Origin of the sequence: Terrabacter sp. 2YAF2, assembly GCF_052114705.1 — a bacterium.
Taxonomy (GTDB): domain Bacteria; phylum Actinomycetota; class Actinomycetes; order Actinomycetales; family Dermatophilaceae; genus Terrabacter.
The window spans coordinates 45295-67162 of record NZ_JBFRFG010000020.1 but is presented as its reverse complement, the minus strand read 5'-3'; the positions used below and the strand labels follow the sequence as shown (position 1 = coordinate 67162).

The window sequence follows — 21868 nt, the reverse complement described above, 5'->3', positions numbered from 1 at the left end:
GTGTCGCACGGGGTTGTGGACGACGCACAGGGGTCGGGAACTTTTTCTCCACAGCCCGTGGACAGGCATTTGCGCAGGTCACTGAGCGCGGCGAGGTGCTGTCGGCGGCACGCACCCACACCTGTCCACACACCTTGTCCACAGCTGTTGACGGCGTGTCGAGCACGCCGTCCACCGGTTGTCCACAGGAGACGGCATTCGCGGGCCTCCCGGATTGGTGCCCGCTCGATGGCGCGCCTACGGTGGGGCGGGTGCTCCCAGAAGCACTGTCAGAACCGCGTTGTTCACTGGGGTGAACCAGGTTGCACCCATGTCATTCATCACTCAGGGGAAGGGGAGCCCGTGTCGCTCGCCGAGTTGAGCACGAGCGCCTTCGCGTCGTCGTCGGCCCGTGACGGTGGACCTCCGGACGACCGGCTCCCGCCGCAGGACGTCGGCGCGGAGCAGTCCGTGCTCGGCGGCATGCTCCTGTCCAAGGACGCGATCGCCGACTGCGTCGAGCAGCTCAAGGGCACCGACTTCTACCGTCCCGCGCACGAGCTGATCTACGACGCGATCCTCGACCTCTACGGCCGCGGCGAGCCCGCCGACGCCATCACCGTCAGCGACGAGCTGACCAAGCGCGGCGACCTCGGCCGCGTCGGCGGCCAGGCCTACCTCCACCAGCTCATCGCCTCGGTGCCCACCGCGGCCAACGCCGGCTACTACGCGCAGATCGTCGGCGAGCGCGCCGTGCTGCGCCGCCTCGTCGAGGCCGGCACCCGCATCGTCCAGCTCGGCTACGCCCAGGGCGGCGGCGACGTCGAGGACATCGTCAACGCCGCACAGGCCGAGGTCTACGCCGTCGCCGACAAGCGCGGCGGCGAGGACTACCACGCCATCGGCGACGTCATCGAGGCCACGGTCGACGAGATCGAGGTCGCCTCGGGCCGGTCCGGTGAGATGACCGGTGTGCCGACCGGGTTCACCGACTTCGACGCCCTGACCAACGGCCTGCACCCCGGCCAGATGATCGTCATCGCCGCCAGGCCGGCAATGGGAAAATCGACCATAGGCCTAGATATAGTGCGTTCGGCCGCGATCAAGCACAAGATGGCGGCCGTCGTCTTCTCGCTCGAGATGAGCCGCACCGAGATCACGATGCGTCTGCTGTCGGCCGAGGCCGGCATCCAGCTGCAGCACATGCGCAAGGGCACGATGCGCGAGGAGGACTGGACCCGCCTCGCCTCCACGATGGGTCGGGTCTCCGACGCCCCGCTCTTCATCGACGACTCGCCCAACATGTCGCTCATGGAGATCCGGGCCAAGTGCCGCCGGCTCAAGCAGCGCGAGAACCTCAAGCTCGTCGTCATCGACTACCTCCAGCTCATGAGCTCGGGAAAGCGCGTCGAGTCGCGCCAGCAGGAGGTCTCGGAGTTCTCGCGTGCGCTCAAGCTGCTGGCGAAGGAGCTCGAGGTCCCGGTCATCGCGATCTCGCAGCTGAACCGTGGCCCGGAGCAGCGCACCGACAAGAAGCCCGCCATGAGCGACCTGAGAGAATCGGGATCAATCGAGCAGGATGCCGACATGGTGATCCTGCTCCACCGCGAGGCGGCCTACGAGAAGGACTCCCCCCGAGAGGGCGAGGCCGACCTCATCGTGGCCAAGCACCGAAACGGTCCCACCGACACGATCGTCGTCGCCTTCCAGGGCCACTTCAGCCGCTTCACGAACATGGCCAACAACTTCTGACGTCCGCACCGACCGTCGAGGAGAAGATCGAGGCGTGATCCTTCCGGAGGTCCGCGATCCCCGCTTCGTCACGATCCGGCGGGGCGGGGTCCTCACGGACGCCGACCACCAGCTCCTCGCGCTCTGGGCGGCGTCGTGCGCGGAACACGTGCTCCACCTCTTCGAGTCGGCCCGTCCGGACGACCCCCGCCCCCGCCACGCCATCGAGCACGCCCGGGCCTGGGTGCGCGGCGACGTCCCGATGATGACGTCGCGCGCCGCCGGCGGCCACGCCATGGGAGCGGCCCGCGACCTGCGTGGTGCCCCGAGGTTCGCGGCATACGCTGCCGGTCAGGCCGCGTGCGTCGCCCACGTCGCCGCGCACGAGCTGGGAGCGGCCGCCTACGCCATCAAGGCTGCTCGAGCTGCCGCGGCGGTCGACGAGAGTGGTTCCGCCGGCCGAGCCGAGTGCGCGTGGCAGCACGAGCAGCTCCCGCCGGCCATCCGCGAGCTCGTCCTCGACGACGAGCGGCTGCGCAACGACATCTGCTGGTCGGTGTTCGTCACCTGACCGGCCGCCGGCTCAGCCGGCCGCAGTGGTGCGCCGGATGTCGGTCCAGCCCGTCCATCCGCGCTCCTCGAGCAGCTCGAGCAGGCGTGCCGCGCACGCGAAGGACTGGAGGAACGTCGCATCGAGCAGCTCGACGAGCTCGGCGCTGACGGGGTGCTCGTCCTCCATCCCCTCGCCCTCCGCGGCCGCCGCCTCGATGAAGGCGGCCACCCGGTCGGCCAGCTCGGGCAGGCGTGGATCGTCCGGACCGCAGTCGACGAGGTCGCCGATGTCGAGGTAGAGCCGGCGCAGCGGCTCGTGCTCGATCTGCATCTGCTTGATCTCCATCAGCGCGGCGACCGCGTCGGGCATCTGCGCGCTGATGAGGATCCAGCTGTCGCGCTCGACCTCGATGAGCCGCTCCGGGAAGCCGAGCTCCCGCATCCGCTCGACGTAGGCGACCGCCTCGGGAGGCAGCGCCAGGCTGTCGCCGGCCGCGAGCTTGGCGATCCGCTCCCGGTGTCGTTGGCGCTCCCGGATCTCGGCGCGCAGGCGGCGGTCGATGTCCTCGACCGCCGCCGCGAACTCCTCGTCGCCCGCCGCGAGCAGCTCACTGACCCGTGACAGCGGTACGCCGGCGTCGGCGAGGATCCGGATCCGGACGAGCTGGACGACGGCGGCCGCGTCGTAGCGCCGGTAGCCGGAGCGGTCGCGCTCGGGCTCGGGCAGCAACCCCTTGGCGTGGTAGTGCCGTACCGCGCGCACGGTCACCCCGGCGTATGCCGCGAGCTGGCTGATCGTGAGCATGCCGGCATTCTCCCGTGGTCACACGAACGTGCGGTGGTAGGTGCGCATGGCGAGGGCATACGCAACCAGCAGCAGGCCGACGCACCAGCCGAGGGCGACCCACCCGTCCGTGCCGACGGGCTGCCCGGCGAACAGGGCGCGGATGGTGTTGACGATCGAGGTCACCGGCTGGTGCTCGGCGAACCACCGCACCGGTCCCGGCATGCCGGAGGTGGGCACGAACGCGGAGCTGAGGAAGGGCAGGAAGATCAGCGGGTAGGAGAACCCGCTCACCCCGTCGACCGTCTTGGCCGTCAGGCCGGGGATCACGGCCAGCCAGGTCATCCCGAGGGTGAAGAGCACCATGATCCCGAGGACCGTGAGCCAGGCGAGCACACCGGCGCCCGTGCGGAAGCCCATCGCCAGGGCGACGAGCACGACGAGCAGCAGGGAGATGACGTTGGCGACGAGCGAGGTCAGGACGTGGCTCCACAGCAACGAGGAGCGGGCGATCGGCATCGACTGGAACCGCTCGAAGATCCCACCCGAGACGTCGGTGAAGAGCCGGAAGGCGGTGTAGGCGACCCCCGAGGCGACGGTGATGAGCAGGATGCCGGGCAGCAGGTAGTCGACGTAGGACGCGCCACCGACGTCGATCGCGCCGCCGAAGACGTAGACGAAGAGCAGCAGCATGGCGATCGGCGTGACGGCCGTGGTGATGATCGTGTCGGGGCTGCGCAGGATGTGGCGCAGCGAGCGCTTGGTCAGGGTGGTGGTGTCGTTGAAGGCGTAGGTGGTCATGTCCGGTCCTCAGTGGTGGGTGTCAGAGTGGGTGTCGTGGCCGACGATGGCGAGGAAGATCTCCTCGAGGGTCGGCTGCTTCTCGACGTACTCGATCTCCGTGGGCGGGAGCAGGGCCTTGAGCTCGGCGAGCGTGCCGTCGGCGATGATCCGGCCCTCGTGGAGGATCGCGATCCGGTCGGCGAGGTGCTCGGCCTCGTCGAGGTACTGCGTCGTGAGCAGCACCGTCGTGCCCTGTCCCGCGAGCGCCTGGACGGTCCTCCACACCTCGAGGCGGGACTGGGGGTCGAGCCCCGTCGTCGGTTCGTCGAGGAACAGCACGGGAGGGTCGCCGATGAGGCTCATCGCGATGTCGAGGCGGCGGCGCATGCCCCCGGAGTAGGTCCCCGCACGTTGCCCGCCCGCGTCGGCCAGTGCGAATCGCGCGAGCAGCTCGTCGGCGATCCGACCGGGGTCCGGGAGACGTCGCAGCTGGGCGACGAGCACGAGGTTCTCCCGCCCGGTGAGGATCTCGTCGACGGCGGCGAACTGCCCGGTCAGGCTGATGGACCGGCGGACCCGCGCCGGCGCGGTGCCGACGTCGTGGCCGTTGACCGAGGCCGTTCCGCCGTCGGCCCGCAGCAGTGTGGACAGGATCCGCACCACCGTCGTCTTGCCGGCGCCGTTGGAGCCGAGCAGGGCGTAGATGGTGCCGGACGGGACGCTCAGGTCGACGCCCGTGAGCACCGCGTGGTCGCCGTAGGACTTGGTGAGTCCGCTGATCTCGATGGCGTGTTCAGTGGTCATGCCCCAAGGCTGCAACCCTGACCTTGCGTCAAGGTCAAGCCCCGATCGCCGAGGGCTTCACGACGGTGCAGCGGGTCGCTCAGTTCGCCTCGTCGAGGATGCGCTGGCGCACCGCACGCAGCGCGGTGGCGACGGCCACCGGCACGCGCTCCGGGGCGGTGAGCCAGTCCACGACCGCGCTGTCGTCACGCGTCACCCCGACCCGCTCGTCGGCGATCGCCGCGGCCAGGAGGGCTCCGGTGCGGGGTACCGGGAGGGTGTCGCCGAGCGCCTCGTCCGCCCAGACGTCAGCCGACCGCAGCAGGTCGTCGTCGACGTGACGGCGGCGCGTCCCCGCCAGGGCGAGCGCGGCCGCCGGGAGGGAGCCCGCGGACTCCTCGCCCGCCACGGACCTCACCTCCGCCACGAGGGCGTCGAGGTGGATCTCGAGCAGCCAGGACGGCATGCCGCGCGCCGCGAGGACGCGGGCGAGCCACTCGACCTGGTGGACGGCCCGGTCCTCGGTGAGGGCGGCGAGGGAGATGAGCCACGCCGAGTCCGTCGTCGCGAACCGTGAGCCGCGCGCGCCGTAGCGGGCGCCGTAGTACGGCATCGCGTTGATCGACCCCTGCGCGGCCCGGACCGCGGCGCGCAGCAGGGTGGCGTCGGTCGTGATCTCGTAGCCGCCCGAGGCCGGGTTGACGACCCCGGCATCCACCGCCTGGCCGGAGTCGCGCCGGATGAGGCCGGCGGCAACGTGACTGCGTGCCTCCGCGACGAGGTCGGCGATCTGGCCGGCGTCGGAGCCCGGCACCACCTGACCCGTGACGGCGGCGCGCAGGGTCCGCGTGTCGGTCGACCCGGTGGCGACGACGAGCCGCTCGATCCCCACGACTGCAGCCACGACGGCCGGGTCCTCGAGGGGGCCTGTCACGGCCCGGTCCGCATGGGTGAGGAGGAGCTCGTGCACGACGTCGGCACCGGGTGGCGTGGTCATGGCGTGCATTCTCGCGTGGGTCAGGACGTCTGCTCCCCGCTGTCCGTCGTGCTGGCCTTCCTCTTCGGCCACACGCTCTCGAGCCGTCCCCTGCTGCGCAGCGGTCTGGCCCTCGGTGCGGCGCTGCGGCTCGTCCCCGGCGCCATGAACGCCGGTCTGGTCAATGCGGTGTTCTGGGTCGGCATGTCGATCTCGCTCGTCGCGGCCTTCTTTGCGGCCTATCCGGTGAATCGCTACCTACTGGCCCGCGGCAGAGGGCACGCCCTGAGGCACGAGCAACACGGCGGGAGCGGACCGGTCATCGGCGCACGGCGGTTCATCCCGGTGCTGCCGACGTCGGCGCTCGCGGCTGCCATCGCCGCCTTCGTGGTCGGCGGCTTCGTCGTGGCGGTGGCGGACGGCCTCGCGTCCCCCATGGCGCCGCCGGCGCACACCACCACGAGCACCCGCTGACTGGTTGCTCGGACCACTGCCCGCGGCCTCGCGCGGGCACAGTGGGGTCATGAGGACCCGCGACGACGTCAGCCACGGCGCTGCGCCGGTGGTGCTCGACCTGCCCTTCCGTGGGAGCTGGCTGGCACGCAACAGCCCGGCGAGGCGTGTCCCCAGCCATGGGACACACCTCTTCGGCACGACGTACGCCATCGACTTCGTCGCCGTCGACGAGCGCGGGCTGCCGGCACCGCGGACGTGGCGTACCGCGTTGTCGGTGGAGGCGCCGGCGCTCTTCCGTGGCTTCGGCCAGCCGGTGCTCGCGCCAGTGCCCGGACGGGTGGTCATCGCTCACGACGGCGAGGTCGACCATGTCGCGCGGCGCTCGCAGCTCACCCTCGTGGCGTATGCCGTGGGTCAGCGCAGGCGCGTCCGCGGCGGTCCGGGCGCGATCGCCGGCAACCATGTCGTGGTCGCCCTCGGGCCGGCCGGACCGTTCGTCCTCGTTGCGCACCTGCGGCAGGGCTCGGTGCGGGTCGTCCCCGGCGAAGCGGTGGCTGCGGGGGACGTGCTGGGCGCGTGCGGCAACTCCGGCAACAGCACCCAGCCGCACATCCACGTCCAGGTGACGGACTCGGTGGACTGGCCGTCGGCGCGAGGCCTCCCGATGCTCTTCCGTCGCGAGTCGGGCGGCGAGGCCTGGATGCCCCGTGAGTCCGAGATCGTCGTCGTGCCCTGAGGCGAACCGCCAGACTCCTGCGCGCCAAGGACGCCGAACGTCCGGGATCGGCCCTACGCTGCCGATGCCGGCGACGACAGCGGCGAGGGCCGGGGGCGATCCGACTCCGAGGGAAGGGGACCGTGATGAGCGACGCGAGCCACGACGACCGGACGGGCGTCCGCTTCGAGCGGGTCCGGATGACGGGGGCGATCTTCGATGACGTCCACCTCGACGGGGCCAGGCTCCACGACGTCGACCTCCGCGGCGCCTCGCTGCGCATGGTCGACCTCCGCGGCCTGCGGGCCCGGGACGTCTGGCTCGAGGACGTCGACATCACCGGCGACGTCGAGAACGTCCGCATCAACGGCGTCGACATCGCCCCGCTCATCGAGGCCGAGCTCGACCGGCGCGACCCCGACCGGCCGAAGATGCGACCGAGCGACGCCGCCGGCTACCGCGAGGCATGGGACGTCCTCGAGCGGCGCTGGGCCGGGACCGTCGAGCGTGCCCGCACGCTTCCGCCCGACCGGCTGCACGAGCGGGTCGACGGGGAGTGGTCGTTCATCGAGACGCTGCGCCACCTCGTCTTCGCCACCGACGCCTGGGTGTGCCGGGCGCTCCTCGGTGACCCCGAGCCGTGGGACGCGCTCGACCTGCCTCACGACGACATGCCCGACAGCCCGCCCGTGCCTCGTGACCGCGACGCCCGCCCGTCGCTCGACGAGGTGCTCGCGCTGCGCGCCGACCGGATGGCCACCGTGCGCCGCGTCGTCGACGGTCTCACCGACGAGCGCCTCGCCGAGGAGACCGCGCCCGTCCTCGAGCCGGGCTACCCCGAGCCCGAGTCGTATGCCGTGAGCCGGGTCCTGCGCACCGTCCTCAGCGAGGAGTGGCACCACCGGCTGTATGCCGAGCGCGACCTCGACGCCCTCGCGGCCGGGCACGGCGAGCGGGTCGTTCCGTCGCCCTGACCGCCGCGCCGGGCGAGGTCACAGCAGGCTCCCGGCTGGTTCCCATCCGAGGTTCCTACGCTGGCCCATCACATGCGCGTGCAGGTGCCGGCAGCGGTCGGTCCCGCCGATCGTCAGGAGGTTCCCGTGGCTGATCTCGGATGGCCGGAGCTCGCCATCATCGCGCTCGCCGTCGTGCTCCTCTTCGGCTGGAAGCGCATGCCCGACATGGCGCGTAGCCTCGGGCGCTCAGCCCGCATCTTCAAGTCCGAGATGGACCAGATGCGCACCACGCCCGACTCCGGTGCGGACAGCGGCCGCACCCCTGGTGCCGACACAGAGCGGGACGCCGGTCACGACGCCCGGAGCGACATCGGGCACGACACGGGCTACATCACCGTCCACGACGCCGTGCACCAGGCCGACGCCCGGGTGGCTGCCGCTGACGCCGAGGTCGCCCGGCTGCGCGCCGAGCTCCTGCGACGCAAGCACGCGAACGGCTCGCACTAGCTGGCGGCTCCCGCTCGCTCGCGACGGGACGTCGTCGAGACGCCCGGCACCGCTCACGTGACCGCTGCGCCGGACGGCATACGCGACCTCGCCGTCAGGCGACGGTGTGGATCGGGTCGGTGGGCAGCTTGCGCACCTTGGCGCGCCGACGACGGCGCTCGGGGATCATCGAGCGCATCTCCTCCAGGCGGCCGAAGCACAGCAGGCGGTCCTCGGCCTCGAGCACGACGCGGCGGCGCGGGTTCGGGATGACGCTGGCGCCGCGGTGCAGGGTCAGCACCTGCAGGTCGCGCTCCTCGAGACCGGAGTCGCCGATCGTCTTGCCGATGATGTCAGCGCCGGCGTGGACGACGAGCTCGGCGACCCCGTATCCCGTTGACACCGTGAGGCGCTGGCGCACGTCGATCTCGGGGAAGGCGACCTGGCCGGCGATGTGGTCGATGATCGCGCCGGCCACGTCGAGCTTCGTCGCGGCCTCGATGCCCTCGAGCCCGGGGGAGGAGTTGACCTCCATGACGAGCGGGCCGTCGTTGCCCTCGAGCATGTCGACGCCGGCGACCCGCAGGCCCATGATCTGCGCCGAGCGGACCGCGGCCTGCTCGTACTCCGGAGTCAGCTCGACCGGCTCGACGGTGCCGCCGCGGTGCACGTTGGAGCGGAACTCCTCGCCCTTGGCGCGGCGGCGCATCGCGGCGACGACCCGGTCGCCGACGACGAGCGCGCGGATGTCGCGTCCCCGGCTCTCGCTGATGAAGCTCTGGATGAGGACGTTCTGGTTCGTGCTGTGCAGCGTCTCGATGATCGCCTCGGCGATCTTGATGTCGGGCGCGAGGATGACGCCGATGCCCTGCGTGCCCTCGAGCAGCTTGATGACGACGGGCGCGCCGCCGACGCGCTCGATGGCGGGCATGACGTCGGCGCGGTTGCGTACGAACGTCGTTGCCGGCATGCCGATCTGGTGGCGGGAGAGGATCTGCGCGGCCCGGAGCTTGTCGCGGGCGTTGGCGATGCCGTTGGCGGTGTTCGGCGTGTAGACGTCCATCTGCTCGAACTGTCGGACGACGGCCGTGCCGAAGTAGGTGATTGAGCTGCCGATGCGCGGCAGGATCGCGTCGTAGTCGGACAGCGGACTGCCGCGGAACTGCAGGTCCGGCTCCGGCCCCGAGAGGTCGATGGCGAAGCGGAGCGTGTTGAGCACCCGCACCTGGTGTCCGCGGTCGAGCGCTGCGGTGCGCAGGCGCTGCGTCGAGTAGGCACGCGGCGCGCGGGAGAGGATCGCGAGTTTCATGCAGGGTCCTGCCAAGATGGGCGGGTGTCTGGGCCGGCCTATTCAAGCACTCCCGTCGGGTGGAGGGAGTGGGTCTCCCTGCCCGGCGTCGGCCTGCCGTGGCTCAAGGCCAAGATCGACACGGGCGCGCGCACGTCGTCGCTGCACGCCGAGGACGTCGAGGAGTTCGACCGCGACGGCGAGCCGTGGGTCCGCTTCACCGTGCACCCGTGGCAGGACTCCACCGACGACGCGCAGACCGTCGAGTGCCCGGTCCACGACCGCCGCAGCGTGCGCAGCTCGTCCGGCCACGTGACCAGGCGTCTCGTCGTGCTCCTCGACCTGTCGCTCGCGGGTCGCGCGGTCCCGGCGGAGGTGACCCTGAGCAAGCGCCACCGGATGGGCTTCCGGATGCTCGTCGGCCGCGAGGCGCTGCGCCAGGGTTACGTCGTGGACCCGTCCCGGTCGTATGCCGGTGGCCGGCCGCCCAAGGACGTCCGCCGCCGCAACCGCGCCCACTGACTCCCGCCTGACTCCCGCGGACGAGAGCCGACCCGAGCAGGGCCAGCGCCGCCGTGCCGAACGGCGCTCCGGGTGCGGTGCCGGAGCCGCGTCAAGGCCGCCGCCCACCGCGCCCGCGCCCGCTGAGCCGGACGGATCGCTCTCTCGATCAGCGTGATCGAGAGAGCGATCCTCGTCGAGAGGGCGATCCGTCGGTGTCAGGGCGTCGCGTCGTGGAGGGCGAGGAGGCGGGCCTCGGCGGCGGCGTCCAACGGACCTCCACCGCGGTTGGTGGGTCGCTCGGGCAGGCCTTCACGCTGGAGCCAGGCCCACGTGTCGGCGACCGTCTCGGGCATCGGCCGGCTGCGCAGCCCGGCCGTCGCCGCGGCGGTGGTGTCGAGCGAGTGCAGGCCGACGAGCTCGCCGGTCGGCGGCACCCAGATCGGCAGCTCGGTCCACGGCTCGACCCCGGCCGACTCGACGGTCGAGGGGTCGAGCCAGACGAGCTCCGCGTCGCTGCCCGTCACGGTGTGCACCTGCTCGAGCAGGGCCCCGATCGTCGTGTGGCCGGGCTCGCTCACCGTGTTGAAGGTGCCGACCGGCCGCGAGCCGAGCGCCCAGTCCGCGATGTCGCGGCCGTCGACGTACTGCAGGGGCCGGTCGTACGGCCCCGGCGCCGGCACGCGGCCACCCCGGGCGATCCGGCCCAGCCAGAACGGCAGCCGGCCGACCATCTCGTACGGGCCGAGGATGAGCCCGGCCCTGGCGATCGCGACGTCGCCGTCGAACTCCGCCAGGACGGCGAGCTCACCGCCCCGCTTGGCTGCGGCGTAGTCGGTGGCGTCGGTGGAGGAGGCGTCGCCGTCGACGGCCGGTGCGCTCTCGTCGGACCCGGGCTCTATCGGCCACGTGTAGACGGAGCACGACGAGATGTAGGTGTAGTGGCGTGCGCGCCCCCTGAGCAGGCGCGCGGACGTCTGCACCGCGACCGGCGCGGCCGACCACGTGTCGACGACGGCATCCCACTCGTCGTCGCCCAGCACCGCGCTCATCGCGCCGGGATCGAGCCGGTCAGCGTGCCTGGCCTCGGCGCCGTCGACCGGGGTGCCGCTGACGCCACGTGTCACGGTCGTGACCTCGTCGCCGCGGGCCAGGGCGGCCTCGACGAACGCGCGGCCGACGTGGTGGGTGCCTCCGAGAACGAGCAGTCTCATGGGCCTGATCCTCGCCGGGAAGGCGTCCCCGCGCCAACGTCCCTTCGCTGTCGACGTAACCCGGTGCCGGCCGGGGGGCGCCATAAACTCAGGGGGTGACGGAATGGCCGGTCGCGCTGGTGCCGCTCGTGGTCGTGGGATCGTCGGCCCTGTGGGTCTACGCCGACGCGCAGCGCCTGTCTGCCGCGGGCTCACCGGTCTTCGCGAGGATCGGCAACCTCACGGTCGACCAACCGCGTCAGTGGTTTGCCGGCTGCCTGCTGCTGTGGGCTGTGTTCGTCCCCATGTACCTCGTCAGCCGTGCAAGTCACTGAGGCAGGAAGCCGGTGTCTGGCAGGGTGGAGGGATGGGTGCCACACACGACTGGAGCGAACCGCTCGACCTCGACCACCTCGGCGAGATCCGTCGTGATGCAGGGACGCTCGCGCCCGGAGGCCCGCTGCACCTCGTCCTCGAGGTGCTTGCCTATCCGGTCGACGAAGCCATCGCGGGGACGACGACCCGCGTCCGCGTCGTGCTGCACGCCGACGGGTCCGTCTCCGTGGCCGACGACGGTCGTGGCACCGAGACGCGCACCGACGACGACGGGGTCGCACAGGTCAAGCCGGTCATGGCGACGAGGGACCTGCGCTTCTATGGTCGCGACGACGCGCCGCTGCTCCCGGACGGGCACCGCCGCTCGGGCATCTCGGTCGTCGCCGCCCTGAGCGACTGGGTCGTGCACACGAACCGTCGGGCCGAGGGTGGTTGGCAGCAGCGCTTCGAGCACGGCGTGCCGCGAGGCCAGCTCGAGAGCCTCTCTGGACTGCAGAGGCCGGGGACGGTCGTGCACTTCCGACCCGACTCGTCGCTCGTGCCGGGTGCCCTGGCCGCCGACGAGATCCGCGAGGCAACGACGGCGTATGCCGCCGTCGTCCCTGTCGAGGTCGTCGCCGAGAGCGTGTGACGGGCCCTCGGCCGACTGCCTTGGCGGCATACGATGCGAAGACCCCCAGCCCACGAAGGAGTGGCCCATGCCCCGCGACCTCGCCCCCGACCTCGTCGAGCGCCTCACCAAGGCGTTCGAGGCCGACCCCACCGCACGGATGCTGCAGAACGCCGTGACGACGACCTCGGTCGACGACATCGCGCTCGACCGCAGGGTCGTCACGAGCATCGACCACTCGGTCTCGCACCTGCTCGACGACTGGGCGGTGACGTCGCAGGAGAAGAGTGGTCGCTGTTGGCTCTTCGCCGGGACCAACCTGCTGCGGGCCGGAGCCCGGGAGAAGCTGGCGGTCAAGGACTTCGAGTTCTCGCAGAACCACCTGCTCTTCTGGGACAAGTTCGAGAAGGCGAACCACTGGCTCGAGTCGATCATCGCGACGGCCGACCGGGACGTCGACGACCGCACCGTCGCGCACCTGCTCGCCACCCCGGCCGAGGACGGCGGGCAGTGGAACATGTTCGTCGCCCTCGTCGTCAAGCACGGTCTCGTGCCGAAGGTCGCGATGCCGGAGACGAAGAGCTCGAGCAACACGCGCCTGATGAACCGCGATCTCAGCACGATCCTGCGCCAGGCGGCGCGTGACCTGCGGGCACAGGCGGCGGACAGCGCCTCCGAGGAGGACCTGCGTGAGACCAAGGAGCAGGTCCTCGCGTCGATCCACCGTCTCCTCTGCATCCACCTCGGCACGCCGCCGGAGTCGTTCGTCTGGCAGTGGAAGGACACCGACGGCGGCTTCCACCGCGACGGCGCGATGACGCCGCTCGAGTTCGCGGAGCGCTACGTCACCGTGCCGCTCGAGGACTACGTCTGCCTCGTCAACGACCCCCGCGCGACGAGCCCGTACGGCCACACCTTCACCGTCGAGCACCTCGGCAACGTCGTCGGCGCGCCCCCCGTCACCTACCTCAACGTCGAGTCGGACCTCATGAAGTCGCTTGCGGCGCAGGCGATCGCCGGCGGTGAGCCGGTGTGGTTCGGGTGCGACACCGGCCAGATGTCCCACGCCGACCTCGGCCTCTGGGACGCCGCGCTCTACGACCACGGCTCGATCTACGGCACCGAGCCGAGCCTCGGCAAGGCGGACCGGCTGCTGCACCACGAGTCGCTCATGACGCACGCGATGCTCTTCACCGGAGTCGACCTGCACGACGACGTGCCGCGGCGCTGGCGCGTCGAGAACAGCTGGGGCCCCGAGAAGGGCGACAAGGGCTTCATGACGATGAACGACTCGTGGTTCGCCGAGTTCGTCTTCGAGGTCGCCGTGCGCCGCGACGCCCTGCCGGCCGAGCTGCAGGAGGCGCTGCTCCAGGACCCGATCGTGCTCCCGGCCTGGGACCCGATGGGCGCGCTCGCCGACTGACCTACGTCACCTACGCTGCAAGGCGTGACGACGACGACGCCCGGGCCGGCGACGGATGCCGACGTGCCGGCATACGTCGCCTCGCTCGGACTCCCCGGGCTGGCCGACGTGCACGTCCACTTCCTGCCCGATGCCATGCAGCGCAAGGTGTGGGCCTACTTCGACGAGGCGGAGACGCACTACGGCGCGCCGTGGCCGATCACCTACCGCCTGAACGAGGAGCGTCGGCTCGAGACCCTGCGCACGCTCGGGCTGCGGGCGGTCCCGGCCCTCGTCTACCCCCACAAACCGGGCATGGCGACCTGGCTCAACGCGTGGTGTGCGGACTTCGCCCGGCGCGTGCCCGACGCCGTGCACTGCGCGACCTTCTATCCCGAGCCCGGCGTCGGAGACTACGTGGGCGCGGCGCTCGACGACGGTGCCCGCCTGTTCAAGATGCACGTCCAGGTCGGTGACTTCACCCCGGACGACGAACGCCTCGAGCCGGCATGGGCCCGGCTGGGGGCGGCACAGGTGCCTGTCGTCCTACACGCCGGATCGGCACCCATCCGCGGCACCCACACGGGGCCCGCGGCCGTGCGGGAGGTGCTGCGTCGCCACCCGGACCTGGTCCTGGTCATCGCCCACCTCGGGATGCCGGAGTATCACGAGTTCGCCGACCTCGCAGACGAGTTCACCGGCGTCCACCTCGACACGACGATGAACGGCACGGACTTCACCAACCGGTTCGCGCCCTTCCCGGACGGCTACGTCGACCGCCTCGCCGGCTTGCGCGACCGGGTCGTGCTGGGCTCGGACTTCCCGAGCATCCCCTATGCCTACGCCCACCAGATCGACGCGCTGGCGCGCCTGGGTCTCGGTGACGACTGGATGCGAGCCGTGCTGTGGCACAACGGTGCCCGGCTGCTCGGTCTCACTTGAGGTTGCGGGCCAGGAACGCCTCGGTGCGCTCGATCGAGGTGTCCCACTGAGGTGACGTCAGCGTGTGGCGGCCGGCGGGATAGATCTCCAGATCGACCGACTTGCCGTCGGCCCGGAGGGCTGCCACCGACTCCTGCGACCAGGCCAGTGGGCAGTCCTCGTCGGCCGTCCCGTGGTGGATGAGGAGGGGTTCGGTGATGCGGCCGAAGTAGGTTCGGGGGCTCGTCGCCGCCCATCCGGTCGGGTTGGCCTCCGGGGTGCCGAGTCGCGCGATGACGACGCGCGCCGCGCTCGAGCGAGACGCGTCGTGGCGGACCCACTTGTCGAAGTTGTCGATGCTGTCGGAGCTCACCGGCGCATAGGCCACGGCCGCGCGGAAGAGCCCCGGGCGTACGACCAGGGCGGTGTAGACGACACCGCCGCCCATCGAGCGACCGATGAGGGCAAGGCGGTTGGGGTCGACGAACCTGGCCTGCTTGAGCGCGAGTCCCGCGTTGATGGCATCGACGGTGTAGCCCGCGCGGAGGTTCGCGTCGTTGTTCGGGTCCTTGTCGGACTGCGCGTGGTTGCGATAGTCGATGTGCAGCGTCACGTAGCCATGGCGCGCGAGGTGGTCGCGCTCGCGAAGCATGGTCTCGCCGTTCGTGTAGACCGCAGGGTCGACGTAGCCGTGCGCCAGGACGACGGCAGGGAAGGGGCCCGCGCCGCGCGGGATGTTGATGCGGCCCGAGATCTTCAGGCCGTTGCTCTCGTACGTCACGAAGTACTGCCGGTACGCGTCCGTGCTGCCGCTCTCGCGCCCCAGCGTGAGGTTGCCGCCCTCGTAACGGGTCGCGATGAGCGCCTCGATCGACGCCGGGTCGGGTGCCGGCTTCCGAGCACTCGACGAGGGAGTGGGGGTGGGGGTGGAGCTCGGCGGCACGCTCGTGACGGGCGGTGTGGTCGTGCTGCTGCCGGCGTATGCCGTGGGGCCGGGGCCCGTGGTCCCGGCACCCCGGTCGTCGGTGGGCCCCACGGCCGTGCAGGCGCCGAGCAGGGCGCCCGCAGTCAGGCCGGCGGCGAGGGCTCGGGCGGTGTGCACCACTCGAGTCTCACCCGGGACCGCCGAGATTCCCAGCCCGCTCCCAGCCTCGTGGCCGATCCGAGATGTGCACGTGCCGACCGACGACCGTTGGTGGACGCAACCCACTGACACGCCGGCGACACGCCGGGAACGGGCGGAACGGCATACCAACGGTCGTCGGTCGGATCAGGCGAGCGTGGCGGCGGCCTCGAGGACGGTCCAGGCCTGCAGCTGCGGCGACAGCTCGAGCGGCGGCTGCGGGGCGGTCCCGCCGGGCTCGAGCGGGAAGACCGAGGGGTCCCGCTGCCCCGCGACGGTCAGGCTCCCGCGTCCACGCCACAGCGACTCCGCCGTGTTCAGGACGAGCCGTCGCGCGGTGGCCCGCGTCTGATCGGCGAGACCTGAGCCCGAGGTGGCTGCGACAGCGAGGTGACGCACGAGGATGCCGGTGAAGAGCCCGCCGTCGCCGCCACCGTGCGTCCGCAGCACCTGCGCGCCGCCGACCTCGACGGTCAGCCGGGCGTCGACCGCGGCGACGAGCGCGGCCGCGCGGGCGAGGCTCACGCGGTCACCGAGCGTCACGAGCGCGGCAAGCACCGTGCCCTGGTTGTAGGACCACACGTCCGGCACGAGGACCTCCTCGCCGCCGCGCAGCCGTATGCCGTCCAGCACGAGTCCGCTCTCGGGCGACCAGAGCCGTGCATAGAGCCAGTCGACGAGCCGGCGTGCCTCGTCGGTCTCGCCTAGACGGGCCAGGTGCAGGGCCGCGGGCGCGGTGGCGGGACTGTTCTTGAAGTCGCGGTCGCGGCTCCAGAAGAGGCCACCGCCGAGGTCGTCCGTATGGGCCGAGCGGAGCTGCGTCGTGAGGTGGCGGCCCGCCGAGCGGAGGCGTCGGCGCCGGGCCGTGCGCCCGAGCTGGCCGTGCAGGTCCTCGAGTCGACCCGAGGCGAGCGCGAGCCAGGCCATGTCGTCGTAGAAGTCGTTGACCCAACGGACCCGGTTGCGCAGCCGGATCGTCTGGAGCAGCCGGTCCCCCTGCGCGGCATGCCGATCGGCGCCTCTGCGGTCACCCGTCCGGAGCGCGCGGAGGCCTGCGTCGACGACGGCGTCGACGTAGTGCGCCTGCCACCAGTAGTGCCAGGTCCCGAGCAGACCTCCGAGCGTCCGTGACGCGGCGGGCGCGGGGTGCACGATGCGTGCGAGGTGCGTTCGCGGCATACCGCCGAGGGAGCCGGCGAAGAGCGCCGTCACGGACCGCTCGGCCTCAGCGGCGCGCTCGTCGAGGGCGGTCGGGAGGTGGGAGGGGACGTCGCCGGCGGACACGCAGCGACGCTACCGCGAGCCGATCCGCACGCCGGTGTGGAAGGGTCGGCAACGGTGTCGAGATCGTGCCGGCCGCTCCGACGTCCCGGACGTCCCGGACGACAGGACGATGCCGAGGCCGTGCGGCGAACGGCGTGACGAAGGAGTCGAGATGAAGTACCTGCTCATGATCTGGAGCAACCCGCAGACGTGGGGGCACCCGATCTTCCTGCGCACGCCCGAGGCCGCCGCCATGTCCGAGGACGCCCGCGCAGGGATGCTGCGCGACTTCGAGGAGCTCATGACCGAGATCAGCGAGTCGGGCGAGCTCGTGACCGCCCAGGCGCTCGCGGACCCGCTGACCGCGCGGAGCGTCCGAGTGCGTGAGGGCGAGAGCCTCGTCACCGACGGGCCGTTCATCGAGTCGAAGGAGCAGATGGCCGGCTACTTCGTCGTCGACTGCGCGACCCCGGAGCGCGCCGAGGAGATCGCCGGGCGCTTCCCCGACGCCCGGTTCGCAGCCGTCGAGGTGCGGCCGCTCATGGGCGGCTCAACCGAGGACCTCTGAGCCGTGGGCGGATCCGTCGTCACCGACGACCTGTGGCGCAGCGTGACGCCGCAGGTCATCGGTGCGCTCGTGCGCCGCTACCGCGACTTCGACCGCGCCGAGGAGGCCGCACAGGAGGCCCTGTTCGCGGCGGCCGCCCAGTGGCCCGAGGAGGGTGTGCCCGACGATCCCAAGGCGTGGCTCATCCGCGTCGGATCACGGCGCCTCATCGACGGGCTGCGCAGTGACGAGGCACGGGCGCGCCGTGAGCTCGCCGACGTGACGCGGGCGCCCGCTGACACCCTCGTCGCCCCGCCGCCGTATGCCGCGGGCTCGGCCGACCGCGACGACACCCTGACGCTCCTCCTCCTCTGCTGCCATCCTGCGCTCACCCCGCCCGCGCGGATCGCCCTGACCCTCCGGGCGGTCGGCGGCCTGACGACCGCGCAGATCGCGCACGCCTTTCTCGTGCCGGAAGCGACGATGGCCCAGCGGATCAGCCGTGCCAAGCAGCGGATCCGCGAGTCCGGTGCCGAGTTCCGGATGCCGCCGCACGACGACGTGCCGGACCGGCTGCGCGAGGTCCTGCACGTCCTCTACCTCGTCTTCACCGAGGGTCACACCGCCAGCAGCGGACGCGAGCTGCACCGGATCGACCTGACCGCAGAGGCGATCCGGCTCGCGCGTCAGATGCACGCGCTGCTGCCCGACGACGGTGAGGTGACCGGCCTGCTCGCGCTCATGCTGCTGACGGAGGCGCGACGGCCGGCCCGCACGAACGCCGCCGGTGAGCTCGTCCCGCTCGCCGAGCAGGACCGCTCCCGGTGGGACACGGCATACGTGAGCGAAGGGGTCGCTCTGGTCAGCGACGCGCTGACGCGCACACGGCTCGGGCCCTACCAGGTGCAGGCGGCGATCGCGGCCGTGCACGACGAGGCGCCCTCGGCGGCGGAGACCGACTGGGAGCAGGTGCTCGCGCTCTACGGGCTGCTCGAGCAGCTCTCGCCGGGGCCCGTCGTGACGCTCAACCGTGCGGTCGCGCTCGCCATGGTCGAGGGGCCGGCCGCCGGGCTCACGGTCCTGGACGACCTCGCTCAGGACAAGCGCCTCGCCCGGCACCACCGTCTGCACGCCGTGCGCGCCCACCTGCTCGAGATGGCAGGCGAGACCGAGCAGGCCCGTGACAGCTACCTGCTCGCGTCGCGCCTGACGACGAGCATCCCCGAGCAGGACCACCTCCGACGAAAGGCCGAAGCCCTGTGAGCGACACCCCGACTCCTCCTGTCACCGTCACCGAGTCCGACGTCGATCTCGGCGACGGGCACGTGCTGCACGCCTACGACACGGGCGACCCCGGCACCCCGGACGTCGAACCGCTCGTCGTCATCTGGCACCACGGGACGCCCAATCTCGGCGCGCCTCCCCGACCGCTCTTCACCGCCGCAGCTCGGCTCGGCGTCCGGTGGGTGTCCTACGACCGGCCTGGCTACGGCGGCTCCACGGCCCGACCGGGGCGCGATGTCGCCTCCGCCGCGCGTGACGTGGCGGCGGTCGCCGACTCTCTCGACGTGGGTTCCTTTGCGGTCATGGGTCACTCGGGCGGGGGCACGCATGCGCTCGCGCCCGCCGCGTTGCTCGGTGACCGGGTGCGCGGGGTCGTCAGCATCTCCCCGGTGGCGCCGTTCAGCGCGTCAGGCCTCGACTGGTTCGCCGGCATGGCACCGGGCGGTGAGGCGTCGCTGCGTGCTGCTGCTGCCGGGCGTGCGGTCAAGGAGGCGCACGAGGCCGCCGCGGGCCAGGCCGCCGAGGGCGAGATCGACTTCGGGTTCGTGCCGGCCGACGAGGCCGCCTTCTCCGGGCCGTGGGGCTGGCTCGGCTCCGTCGTCGGTCCGGCCATGGCAGCCGGCCCGGCCGCCCTCATCGACGACGACCTCGCCTACGTCTCCGACTGGGGCTTCGAGCCCGGCGACGTGGCGGCACCGACCCTCGTCGTGCACGGCGGCGCCGACCGCATGGTGCCGCCCTCGCACGGTGAGTGGCTCGCCGGGGCGATCGCCGGCGCGCAGCTGTGGCTGCAACCCCAGGACGGCCACATCTCGGTGCTGCGTACGGCCGAGGAGGCCCTCACCTGGCTCGCGGGAGCCGCCCGTGCGTCCGGTTCGAGGTGATCGCGGGAGCGTGACCTCATCGGCGGCGGCCTCGTTGTCCTTCGAGACCGACACCGGACGAAGGAGTCCCGCCGTGCCCCGTTCACCCCGAACACCACGCACCACCCGTCTCGCCCGCGCTGCCCTGGCCTTCGTCGCGGCACTCTCTGCCACCGCGACCGTCGCGTCGGTCGCACCCAGCGCATCCGCGACGCCCGCCCCGCATGTGGTCCAGCTCGGTGACTCCTACTCGGCCGGCAACGGCACGGGCACCTACGAGGAGCGCAGCTGCTACCGCTCGCCCGACAACTACGGCTCGCAGGTCGCGGCCTCGATCGGCGGCACCTACACCGACGCGGCGTGCAGCGGTGGCGTCGTCGCCGACATCCTCCATCCCCGTGATCTGGGCAGCGCGTTCCCCAAGACGGCGACCTACTCGATCGACCCGGCCCGCTACCCCGACCAGAAGAGCGAGTGGCTGCGGCGCGCTCAGACCGAGCGACTGTGCGGCGTGCCGGCGCAGCCCGACTTCTCCTACACCTACACGTTCGTCGCGGGGGCGGGCGTCAACGACGCTTACACCGGCACCGTCACGTGCCAGCTGAGGACCCGTCCGCAGATCGACTCGGTCACGCCGGACACGGACTACGTCTTCGTCACCATCGGCGGCAACGACATCGGCTTCTCGACCATCGTCGTGGACTGTCTGACCCTGCGGGACCCGTCGAGCTGCAAGCAGGCGCTGGACGCGGCCACTGCCAAGGCGCCCCCGATGGTCGAGAGCACCAAGGACGCCCTTCGTGCTGTCGAAGCCCGCTCGGGCGGACATGCGCAGGTCTACCTGCTCAGCTACCCGTTCCTCATCAACACCGAGAGCTACGGCATCCCCGAGGCGGCGCCTGTCTATGACGCGGGCACCGCACTCAACAACCTCCAGCGGCTCGGCGACGCCCTGCAGGCACGCGGCATCGCCGAGCTCAATGCTGAGCCCGGCGCCGACAACTACCACTTCGTCGACACCGTCAAGGCAGCCTGGGGCGGACGCGTCCACGGCCTCGACCCGCACGTCGTCGCCGACAACTCCAAGGCGTGGCTCGTTCCGGTCGGCACGCCCGGCCGGGACACCGCCGAGTTCGTCCACCCGACCCAGCCCGGGTGGAACGCCACCGCCGGAGCCCTACGCAGCGCCGTCACCGGCTGACCGTCGGAGCCCGCACGGTTGTTGCCGACGCGGGTGGTTCAGGCCCAGATGGCGGCGGGGATGCCGTCGGAGAAGACCTCCGGCGGATCGGGGACAGGCCTCGCCAGACCGGCTGCGTGCCGGGCGGCCGACCATGCGACCGCACAGGCGTCGAGGACGTCGTCGGCGGCATACCCCTGGCCCTGGAGGACCGACGGCCGGGCGATGCCCGCGGCAGCGAGGGCATCGAGGCGCCGGTCGCGGCCGTCGTCGGTCCTCTTGCTCGCGAGGATCGGAGCACCCGTCATGGCCGCGAAGGACACCTCGGGGTGTGTCTCGAGGACGGTCACCGTCGGTCGGGTGCGCAGCCAGGCGTCGACCTCGACGATCTTGTCGCGCAGCGCGAAGGCCTGCGCGCCGACGCCCTGACCGACGAGGTCGCGGTTGACGCTGTCGGCCTCGAGACGCGTGGCCGCGGCATACGCGGAGCGGGTCAGCGTCGAGAAGACCGACGACGCCTTGCCGGGGAGTGCCCGGCGAGCGAGGACGTCGGCCTGGCGAATCGTGTTGTCGGGCAGACCGATCGGGATGTCGATGCCGACGACACGGATGCCGGTGGACTCGCGGACCATGGCCACGAGGTCGGTGATCGTCGGTGCCACGAGGATGCGCGGCCGGGGTGCACCGGGCTCGAGCAGAGCACCGACCCAGCCGGCGGCGCAGCCGTCGACGCCGAGCACCGGCGCGACGAGCTCGACCGGTGCGGGCCTGTCGGCCATCGCGCCGGCGTCGGGCGCTCGATCGAGGAGGTCCGCGAGGCGGCGCAGAGCCGCGACGCTCACGGCTACCGCGGTCCTCACCTCGTCATCGGCGGCGCTCGAGAGCCCCGCGGACAGCTCCTCGGCCAGCTCGCGGATCCGTCGCTGCGCGTCCTGGTCCATGACCCCAGCCAACCCCATCCGAGAAGACAGGTCTCCGCCGGTGGCTGGGCGGCGGCTCACTGTCACCGCGCCGAGCCGTCGATTTGCCCGAATCGAACATTTCGATCTGAAGGCGCCAAACGCCCAGTGTCAGCCAACGATCCCCACGTCAGTGCTCCGCTGGGCGCAGCAGTGTCCTTGCGGTCCGGGACGGCACCGCGGCGCGGACCGACGCA

At 71.7% G+C, this 21868-nt stretch carries 24 protein-coding genes; 15 read left to right on the top strand and 9 right to left on the bottom strand.

From position 1 onward, the window contains the following. Positions 1 to 342: 342 nt before the first annotated feature. Together dnaB and AB4030_RS18610 are read left to right on the top strand one after the other, a co-directional pair. A complete protein-coding gene (dnaB, locus tag AB4030_RS18615; protein WP_442280703.1) occupies positions 343 to 1731 on the top strand; it encodes a replicative DNA helicase in 1389 nt (462 codons plus the stop codon). A 34-nt stretch (positions 1732 to 1765) separates the two neighbouring features. Beyond that, positions 1766 to 2281, top strand: a complete 516-nt coding sequence (locus AB4030_RS18610) for a putative immunity protein (protein WP_442280702.1) — start codon at positions 1766 to 1768, stop codon at positions 2279 to 2281. 12 nt (positions 2282 to 2293) lie between these two features. On the opposite strand, the gene AB4030_RS18605 is transcribed toward AB4030_RS18610, so the two are convergent. From AB4030_RS18605 to AB4030_RS18590, 4 genes are all read right to left on the bottom strand, one after another. Continuing rightward, on the bottom strand, positions 2294 to 3067 hold the full coding sequence (locus AB4030_RS18605; RefSeq protein ID WP_442280701.1) for a MerR family transcriptional regulator: 774 nt from the start codon (positions 3065 to 3067) through the stop codon (positions 2294 to 2296). An 18-nt stretch (positions 3068 to 3085) separates the two neighbouring features. Continuing rightward, the gene (locus tag AB4030_RS18600) at positions 3086 to 3847 is read right to left on the bottom strand and encodes an ABC transporter permease (protein WP_442280700.1); all 762 of its coding nucleotides are present in this window, start codon (positions 3845 to 3847) and stop codon (positions 3086 to 3088) included. A gap of 9 nt (positions 3848 to 3856) precedes the next feature. Then, positions 3857 to 4633 (bottom strand): ABC transporter ATP-binding protein, encoded by a 777-nt coding sequence (locus tag AB4030_RS18595; RefSeq protein WP_442280699.1) that lies wholly within the window; start codon positions 4631 to 4633, stop codon positions 3857 to 3859. Between the two features lie 79 nt (positions 4634 to 4712). After that, positions 4713 to 5609: a hypothetical protein gene (locus tag AB4030_RS18590; protein ID WP_442280698.1), complete on the bottom strand. Its 897-nt coding sequence runs from the start codon at positions 5607 to 5609 to the stop codon at positions 4713 to 4715. Between the two features lie 15 nt (positions 5610 to 5624). Here AB4030_RS18590 and AB4030_RS18585 point away from each other — a divergent pair, with 15 nt between their 5' ends. The 4 genes from AB4030_RS18585 (at position 5625) to AB4030_RS18570 (ending at position 8222) form a co-directional block, all read left to right on the top strand. Beyond that, positions 5625 to 6062 (top strand): DUF4396 domain-containing protein, encoded by a 438-nt coding sequence (locus tag AB4030_RS18585; protein ID WP_442280697.1) that lies wholly within the window; start codon positions 5625 to 5627, stop codon positions 6060 to 6062. Positions 6063 to 6111: 49 nt separating this feature from the next. Next, positions 6112 to 6780: a M23 family metallopeptidase gene (locus AB4030_RS18580; RefSeq protein ID WP_442280696.1), complete on the top strand. Its 669-nt coding sequence runs from the start codon at positions 6112 to 6114 to the stop codon at positions 6778 to 6780. Positions 6781 to 6905: 125 nt separating this feature from the next. Then, positions 6906 to 7733 (top strand): DinB family protein, encoded by an 828-nt coding sequence (locus tag AB4030_RS18575; protein ID WP_442280695.1) that lies wholly within the window; start codon positions 6906 to 6908, stop codon positions 7731 to 7733. Between the two features lie 126 nt (positions 7734 to 7859). Next, positions 7860 to 8222 carry a Sec-independent protein translocase subunit TatA gene (locus AB4030_RS18570; RefSeq protein WP_442280694.1) on the top strand — a complete coding sequence of 121 codons (363 nt, stop codon included), beginning with the start codon at positions 7860 to 7862 and terminating at the stop codon, positions 8220 to 8222. Positions 8223 to 8316: 94 nt separating this feature from the next. On the opposite strand, the gene AB4030_RS18565 is transcribed toward AB4030_RS18570, so the two are convergent. Beyond that, the gene (locus tag AB4030_RS18565) at positions 8317 to 9510 is read right to left on the bottom strand and encodes a RimK family alpha-L-glutamate ligase (protein WP_442280693.1); all 1194 of its coding nucleotides are present in this window, start codon (positions 9508 to 9510) and stop codon (positions 8317 to 8319) included. A 24-nt stretch (positions 9511 to 9534) separates the two neighbouring features. On the opposite strand from AB4030_RS18565, the gene AB4030_RS18560 reads away from it, so the two are divergent. Then, positions 9535 to 10011, top strand: coding sequence for an ATP-dependent zinc protease family protein (locus AB4030_RS18560; RefSeq protein ID WP_442280692.1), 477 nt, complete (start codon positions 9535 to 9537; stop codon positions 10009 to 10011). A gap of 197 nt (positions 10012 to 10208) precedes the next feature. Here AB4030_RS18560 and AB4030_RS18555 read toward each other — a convergent pair whose 3' ends face one another. Further along, the gene (locus AB4030_RS18555; protein ID WP_442280691.1) at positions 10209 to 11204 is read right to left on the bottom strand and encodes an NAD-dependent epimerase/dehydratase family protein; all 996 of its coding nucleotides are present in this window, start codon (positions 11202 to 11204) and stop codon (positions 10209 to 10211) included. Positions 11205 to 11299: 95 nt separating this feature from the next. On the opposite strand from AB4030_RS18555, the gene AB4030_RS18550 reads away from it, so the two are divergent. From AB4030_RS18550 to AB4030_RS18535, 4 genes are all read left to right on the top strand, one after another. After that, on the top strand, positions 11300 to 11518 hold the full coding sequence (locus AB4030_RS18550) for a hypothetical protein (RefSeq protein WP_442280690.1): 219 nt from the start codon (positions 11300 to 11302) through the stop codon (positions 11516 to 11518). Between the two features lie 32 nt (positions 11519 to 11550). Then, entirely contained in the window at positions 11551 to 12150 is a 600-nt protein-coding gene (locus tag AB4030_RS18545) for an ATP-binding protein (RefSeq protein ID WP_442280689.1), read from the top strand. A gap of 67 nt (positions 12151 to 12217) precedes the next feature. Further along, on the top strand, positions 12218 to 13552 hold the full coding sequence (locus tag AB4030_RS18540; protein ID WP_442280688.1) for an aminopeptidase C: 1335 nt from the start codon (positions 12218 to 12220) through the stop codon (positions 13550 to 13552). Positions 13553 to 13576: 24 nt separating this feature from the next. Further along, the gene (locus AB4030_RS18535) at positions 13577 to 14473 is read left to right on the top strand and encodes an amidohydrolase family protein (protein WP_442280687.1); all 897 of its coding nucleotides are present in this window, start codon (positions 13577 to 13579) and stop codon (positions 14471 to 14473) included. Here the strand turns inward: AB4030_RS18535 and AB4030_RS18530 are convergent. Continuing rightward, positions 14466 to 15554 (bottom strand): alpha/beta hydrolase family protein, encoded by a 1089-nt coding sequence (locus tag AB4030_RS18530; RefSeq protein WP_442280686.1) that lies wholly within the window; start codon positions 15552 to 15554, stop codon positions 14466 to 14468. The genes AB4030_RS18535 and AB4030_RS18530 overlap by 8 nt on opposite strands. Positions 15555 to 15722: 168 nt before the next feature. Continuing rightward, entirely contained in the window at positions 15723 to 16859 is a 1137-nt protein-coding gene (locus AB4030_RS18525; RefSeq protein ID WP_442280685.1) for a glycoside hydrolase family 76 protein, read from the bottom strand. A gap of 151 nt (positions 16860 to 17010) precedes the next feature. Between AB4030_RS18525 and AB4030_RS18520 the strand changes: the two genes are divergently transcribed. The 4 genes from AB4030_RS18520 (at position 17011) to AB4030_RS18505 (ending at position 20733) form a co-directional block, all read left to right on the top strand. Next, entirely contained in the window at positions 17011 to 17406 is a 396-nt protein-coding gene (locus tag AB4030_RS18520) for a YciI family protein (protein ID WP_442280684.1), read from the top strand. A 3-nt stretch (positions 17407 to 17409) separates the two neighbouring features. Then, entirely contained in the window at positions 17410 to 18648 is a 1239-nt protein-coding gene (locus AB4030_RS18515) for an RNA polymerase sigma factor (protein ID WP_442280683.1), read from the top strand. Then, positions 18645 to 19553 (top strand): alpha/beta fold hydrolase, encoded by a 909-nt coding sequence (locus AB4030_RS18510; RefSeq protein WP_442280682.1) that lies wholly within the window; start codon positions 18645 to 18647, stop codon positions 19551 to 19553. The genes AB4030_RS18515 and AB4030_RS18510 overlap by 4 nt, the downstream gene beginning before the upstream one ends. Positions 19554 to 19626: 73 nt before the next feature. Continuing rightward, positions 19627 to 20733, top strand: coding sequence for an SGNH/GDSL hydrolase family protein (locus AB4030_RS18505; protein WP_442280681.1), 1107 nt, complete (start codon positions 19627 to 19629; stop codon positions 20731 to 20733). A gap of 38 nt (positions 20734 to 20771) precedes the next feature. Here AB4030_RS18505 and AB4030_RS18500 read toward each other — a convergent pair whose 3' ends face one another. Continuing rightward, positions 20772 to 21653 (bottom strand): DUF429 domain-containing protein, encoded by an 882-nt coding sequence (locus AB4030_RS18500; protein WP_442280680.1) that lies wholly within the window; start codon positions 21651 to 21653, stop codon positions 20772 to 20774. Positions 21654 to 21868 lie beyond the last annotated feature (215 nt).